Genomic DNA, 6,000 nt, shown 5'->3' on the forward strand with positions numbered 1-6,000 from the left:
CCGGCGGCCACCGAACACTCCAGCCCCGTTGGCCCCATTAGCCCCAGGCGCCACAAGCAGCACGATAGCGGGATTCGGCGACCGGCGGTGACAGCCGTCCGCGGCACAACCACCGGGCCACCGGGCCGGCCGCGGCGGCTGAGCGGCGCTGCGCACGGCCGCCCGGTGGCCCGCCCGGTCGCCGGGTCGGCACCGGTCAGCCGGTCACTGGGTCAGCCGCACCGGGTTGACCACATCGGCGACCAGCAGCATCAGGCTGAAGACCACGAAACAAGCCACCACGACATAGGCGATCGGCATGAGCTGGGCCACGTCGAAGGGGCCGGGATCGGGCCGCCGGAACAGCCGGGCGAACCCCCTGCGCACCCACTCCCACAGTGCGCCGAAAATGTGTCCGCCGTCCAGCGGGAGGATCGGCACCATGTTGAAGGCGAACAGGAACAGGTTGACCCCGGCGAGCATGTTCCCCAGGAACACGACACGGTCGGTCATCGGGATGGGCTGCGACAGCACCTCGCCGCCGATGCGCGAGGCACCCACGATGCCCACCGGGGAGTCGACGGTGCGCTCGTCGCCGAGGAACGCCGCGCCGAAGACGTCGTCGACCTTCGAGGGGAGTTCGACCAGGGCCTCGGTGACGCCCACGACCGACTGCCACATGGTCGCGGCGGACTCGCCGACGGTCAGCGGCATGCGCTCTTGAGCGAAAGTGATGCCGAGGAACCCGGCAGGTTCGGTGGCGGGCACCCGGTAGCCGTCGGAGTCGGTCACCGGTTCGCCGTCGGGGCCTTTCTCGTAGGTGATGTCGCCGTCGGAGTTGCGGGCGACCACCTGGTTCTCGATCAGGTCGACATCGAGGGTGCGGGTGTCGCCGCCGCGTTCGACCGTGATCTCGGTGGGCCCCATGTGTTCGCGGATGGCGCTGTTGGCGGCCTGCCAGTTGGGGGTGGGGTCGTCGCCGACCTGGACGATCCGGTCGCCGGGCCGCATGCCGGCCTCAAGCGCCGGCGTGGGCGGGGCATCGGCCGAGCACTCGGTCCGGGTGGAGTCGGCGGGCAGCACGCACTTGGCGACGGTATCGACGGTCGTGGTGCTCTGCGGCAGCCCGATACCCATCATGATGATGCTGAACAGCACCACCGCCAGGACCAGGTTCATCGCCGGTCCGGCCACCATGACGATGATCCGCTTCCAGGGCGCACGCTGGTAGAACTGGCGGTCTTCGTCGCCGGGTTCGAGGTCGACGGTGTTGGCCTCGCGGGCGTCCTCGACCATCGCGCGCCAGCGCGACATCGGCTTGCCCGAGGTGTCGTGGGACTTGGCCGCCGGCGGGATCATGCCGACGAGCCGCACGTAGCCGCCCAGCGGGATCATCTTCAGGCCGTACTCGGTGTCGCCCCACTTGCGCGACCACAGGGTCTTGCCGAAGCCGACCATGTACTGCGTGCAGCGGATGCCGAACATCTTGCCGGTGGCAAGGTGGCCGAGTTCGTGCCAGGCGATGGAGAAGAGCAGTCCGAGGAAAAACAGCACGATCCCGAGCGCGGTCAGTACTGTGACCATGGGTCTCTCTCCGTACCTATCCTCGTGCGGGCCGTGCGATCAGTTCACGGGCGCGGCGGCGCGCCCAGTCGTCGGCTGCGTAGAGCTCGGCCGGCGAGAGGCCGGACGCGGCCTCGACCCGATGTTCTGAGACTACCCGTGCCACGGTGTCCACGATTGCGGGAAATGCCAGGGTCTCGCCGAGGAAGGCCGCCACGGCCTCCTCGTTCGCGGCGTTGTAGACCGCGGGCGCGGTGCCGCCGGCCGCGCCGACCTCGCAGGCCAGCGCAACCGCGGGGAAGGTGTCGTGGTCGAGCGGGGCAAAGGTCCAGGTGTGGGCGCTGGTCCAGTCGATCGGCGGCGCGGCGGCCCCGACGCGTTCGGGCCAGGCCATGCCGTAGGCGATCGGGATGCGCATGCTCGGCGGACTGGCCTGGGCGAGGGTGGAGCCGTCGACGTACTCGACCATGGAGTGGATCACCGACTGCGGGTGCACCACGACCTCGATGCGGTCGAAGGGGATATCGAAGAGCAGGTGGGCCTCGATGACCTCCAGCCCCTTGTTGACCAGTGTGGCCGAGTTCACCGTGATGACCGGGCCCATGTCCCAGGTGGGGTGGTTCATGGCCTCAGCAGGGCTGACCCCGGCCAACTGGTCGCGGCTGCGCGCGCGGAACGGGCCGCCGCTGGCGGTGATGACCAGGCGCCTGACCTCGTCGAGCCGCGCGGCCACCTGGCCCTGGGCAAGGCTCGTGAGCCCGCCGGGGGCCGCCCGCGGAAAGCACTGGGCCAGGGCGAAGTGTTCGGAGTCGACCGGCACGATCTGGCCGGGCTGCGCGGCGGCGCGCACCAGCGGGCCGCCGATGATCAGCGACTCCTTGTTGGCCAGCGCGAGCAGCCGGCCCGCGCGCAACGCCGCCAGCGTGGATTCCAACCCGAGGGCTCCGGTGATGCCGTTGAGGACGACGTCGCACTGCCAGGCCGCGAGTTCGGCCACGCCCTCGGCGCCGGCCAGCACCTTTGCCGCCGACCCGCGTTCGCGCAGCAGCGCCGAGAGCCGCCCCGCGGCGCCCGGATCGGCCACGGCCACCGCCTCGGCGCCCAGCGCGCACGCTTGATCGGCCAGGAGTTCGGGGCGCCCCCCGCCCGCGGCCAGGCCGACGACGCGGAAGCGGCCGGGGTCGGCCTGGACGACCTCGACCGCCTGCGTGCCGATCGAGCCGGTGGAGCCGAGGATGACGACCTCGCGCCGGCGGTTGGCTGGGGCATCCGAAAGTAGCTGGTCCGCGATTCGCACACGGCCATTGTCGCGCATCGCGACAGGTGCGCAGGAGCTGTCCACAACCTCGCCGGAGGGGTGGGCGCCGGGCGGCTTTCCGCGGGCTCCGCCGGCCGGCCGGCGGCCGGCCCGCCGAACGGTCCGGACCGACCCGCCGCGTTCAAAATGTAGTCAATTGACTACCCAAAGTGTGGCATGATCCCGTGCCATGGATTCATCCGCCGCCCACAGGGCCATCGGCGCGCTACTCGGCGCCACCGCCGCACTCACCTGCCTCACCGCAGCAGGGCCCGCATACGGCGCCGGTCCGGGCGCGGCGGCCCGGCCCGCGGCGGCCGGGTACGAACCCGCCGGGGCCGTGCGCCAGGCCGCCGCCGACGACGGCGGCGAAAGCCGCGAAGTGCTCGACTACTGGACCCCGCGGCGCATGGCCGAGGCCGCCCCGCTCGTGCCCGCGCTCAACGGCATCGCGGGCGGCGTGCTGCCGGACGGCGGAACCTCCGGCGCACCCGGCGCCACCGCCCCGCAGGCGGCCCCCGGCAGTAGCACCGGCGACCGGTGGCGCCAGGGCGGCCGGGTCACCCGCACCACCGGGAAGGTGTTCCTCACCATGAACGGCCGCGACTTCACCTGCTCGGCGTCGGTGGTCTCGGCCGACAACCGCGACACGGTCATCACCGCAGGCCACTGCCTCAAGGACGGCAGCGGGCCCTGGGCGGACAAATGGGTGTTCGTGCCCGGATACGACAACGGCGAGAACCCCTACGGCCGCTACACCGCGCGGCAGATGTTCGTCGCACCGCAGTGGGCGGACGGCCCCGACGACAGCTACGACTTCGGCATGGCCGTGCTCAACCGCTCCGGCGGCGAGCACGTCCAAGACCGCGTCGGCGCCCAGCCCATCGCCTTCGGCACCGAGCCCGCCGACCCCTCCTACTCCTTCGGCTACCCGGCCACCGGCCGGTTCGAGGGGCGGCGGCTGCACTACTGCTCCGGCCCGCCGGTCGACGACAACGGCGGCACCACCGCCAACGGCATGGCCTGCGCCATGACCGAGGGTTCCAGCGGCGGCCCGTGGCTGAGCGGCTTCGACACGGAGTCGGGCAAGGGCACCGTGGTCTCGGTGATCAGCTTCAAGTACGCCGACGACTCCCGCACCCAGTACGGCCCCTTCCTGGGCGAGGCGGCGCGCCGGCTCTACGACCGCGCCCGCTCGTACTAACCCCGCCGTCCCGCCGCCGTTCGCTGCTACTCGGCCGCCACCCCGGTGGAGGCCGGGTCGCGGCGCCGGCCGAACACCAGCAGCCCGAGCAGCAGCGACACCACCAGCAACACGGCCATGCCCACCAGCAGCGGCGGCGCGCCGAACTCCACGATCAGCGGGATCGCGGCCGCGGTGATCAGCCCGCCGCCGAAGAACGGCTCCAGGATCAGCTGCTTGTAACCGAAGGCCGGGTAGGCGGGCGTGCGCAGCTCCGGGTCGGCAATGCGCATCAGAATCAGTCCGGTAGCGGTCACGCCCAGCGACTGGCCCAGGTCGCCGATCCCGCGCTCGAACCAGTACGACGGCAGCATCCGGGGCGCCAGGAACAGGAACACCGCAATGCAGTAGATCACGCCCACCGCGGCCAGCAGCAGGAACGGCACCAGGTTGGCCGCGATGACCTGCAACGACAGCGTACCCAGAGCCGTGATGATCAGCGCGTCCAGCGCGAATCCCTGGATACGCTCGATCATCTGCCGGTCGACCACCTGCAGCCTGTCGAACCGGTCGATGACCATCTGCATCGCAATCCCGCCGATCATCGCCAGCGGGAACAGCGGGACGAAGGCGAACAGCTCGATGGTGTCGGCCCACAGCAGCTGCTCCAGCCACTGCAACCCCCACAGCAGCAGTTGGCCGATGATGACGCCGATCGCCAGCAGCCCGAAGTGCAGGGCCAGCGGCTCGATCGAGGAGGGGTGCACGGTCAGTGTGGCCGCGGAGGTGCGGTTCTCCCGCTCGACCACGCCCATCCGCTCGGCGACGGTCGGCTTGGCCGCCGCGGCCAACTGGGTGGTGCGGCCGGTGCGCACACCCCAGTTGATCAGCACGATGCCGGCGATGACGCCGGTCAGCAGGCCGATGGTGGCCATACCCAGCGCCAGGTCCTCGCCTTCGGGGAAACCCGCTTGGGCAAAGGTGTCCTTGAGGCCGGCCGCAGTGCCGTGCCCGCCCTCGAAGCCGACCTCGATCAGCGCGCCGGTCAGCGGCGGCAGCCCGAACACCGGCCCCAGCACCAGCAGTGCCAGCAGCAGACCCACGACGTACTGGCCCGCGCTGAACGTGAGCCCGAACGCGATCTGGGGCGCGGCCAACCGTCCGGCCTGGCGCAGGTTGGGGATCCGCTGGCCCAGGAACAGGCCGGCGAAGACAATGGAGATCAGCAGGCCCGGCAGCGCCGACCAGACCTCCAGCACGTCGCCGCCCCACAGCCCGCCCTCGGCAAAGCGGTCGGTGCCCAGCGCCGCGGCAATGCGGCCGAAGACGTCGGGGCCCAGCAGCAGCGCCATGCCGCCGCCGATGATCGAGCTGGGCAGGAACAGTTTCTGCGCCAGCTTCCACCGCACCCGGACGAGCTTGGCCACCAGCAGCACCACCCCGACCAACAGGAGTGCGAAACCGATCGCTTCGGGGGTCATCAGGTCCCTTTCCCGCGAGAATGCGTTGCCGGAAAACACACCGCCACGTTTCGGGTCGGGGGCTGTCCGGCGTGGTCAGCGCCGCAATGCTACGACCCGTACGCGGCCGCACGCGGACGGCCATGCGTTCGCGCGGCGCCGGATGCGTCCGTGCGGCGAGCGGACACCGCGGCGGCTGCGCCGTTTCGCGCACCCGCACCCGTGCGGCCGCGGCCCCGCAACGAGACATCAATCACGCGCGCCGCCCGGCGAGCCGCTTGGCGGAAATCAGCGCTGTGCAGCGGATCGGTGCCCGCTGCACGGCGTTTCATGCAGCCCGGTTCGGCGGGTTCCGGACAACCGGCAGCTCCGATAAGTTACGTTCCCATGTCCAACCGTTACCCCCCGGCACCGGCCGCACCGGCCCGTGCCCGGATTCCGCGGCGCACCGCCGCCCGCGCCGCCTCGGCCAGGGCCGCTGCGGCGGCGAGCGCCGCCCTGCTGGCCGCGGGCGCGGC

General features: G+C 71.5%; 4 protein-coding genes. 1 reads left to right on the plus strand and 3 read right to left on the minus strand.

What is annotated here, in order from left to right:
• Nucleotides 1-204: 204 nt before the first annotated feature.
• Both ACYVD5_RS24110 and dxr read right to left on the minus strand, forming a co-directional pair.
• The gene (locus tag ACYVD5_RS24110) at nucleotides 205-1,563 is read right to left on the minus strand and encodes a M50 family metallopeptidase (RefSeq protein WP_461003422.1); all 1,359 of its coding nucleotides are present in this window, start codon (nucleotides 1,561-1,563) and stop codon (nucleotides 205-207) included.
• Nucleotides 1,564-1,579: 16 nt separating this feature from the next.
• On the minus strand, nucleotides 1,580-2,857 hold the full coding sequence (gene dxr, locus ACYVD5_RS24115; RefSeq protein WP_461003423.1) for a 1-deoxy-D-xylulose-5-phosphate reductoisomerase: 1,278 nt from the start codon (nucleotides 2,855-2,857) through the stop codon (nucleotides 1,580-1,582).
• A 172-nt stretch (nucleotides 2,858-3,029) separates the two neighbouring features.
• Between dxr and ACYVD5_RS24120 the strand changes: the two genes are divergently transcribed.
• Nucleotides 3,030-4,043, plus strand: a complete 1,014-nt coding sequence (locus ACYVD5_RS24120; protein ID WP_461003424.1) for a trypsin-like serine peptidase — start codon at nucleotides 3,030-3,032, stop codon at nucleotides 4,041-4,043.
• Nucleotides 4,044-4,069: 26 nt separating this feature from the next.
• On the opposite strand, the gene ACYVD5_RS24125 is transcribed toward ACYVD5_RS24120, so the two are convergent.
• Complete coding sequence (locus ACYVD5_RS24125; RefSeq protein ID WP_461003425.1) at nucleotides 4,070-5,503, minus strand: sodium/glutamate symporter; 1,434 nt, start codon at nucleotides 5,501-5,503, stop codon at nucleotides 4,070-4,072.
• Between the last annotated feature and the right edge of the window lie 497 nt (nucleotides 5,504-6,000).

This window comes from Streptomonospora sediminis, assembly GCF_054778995.1.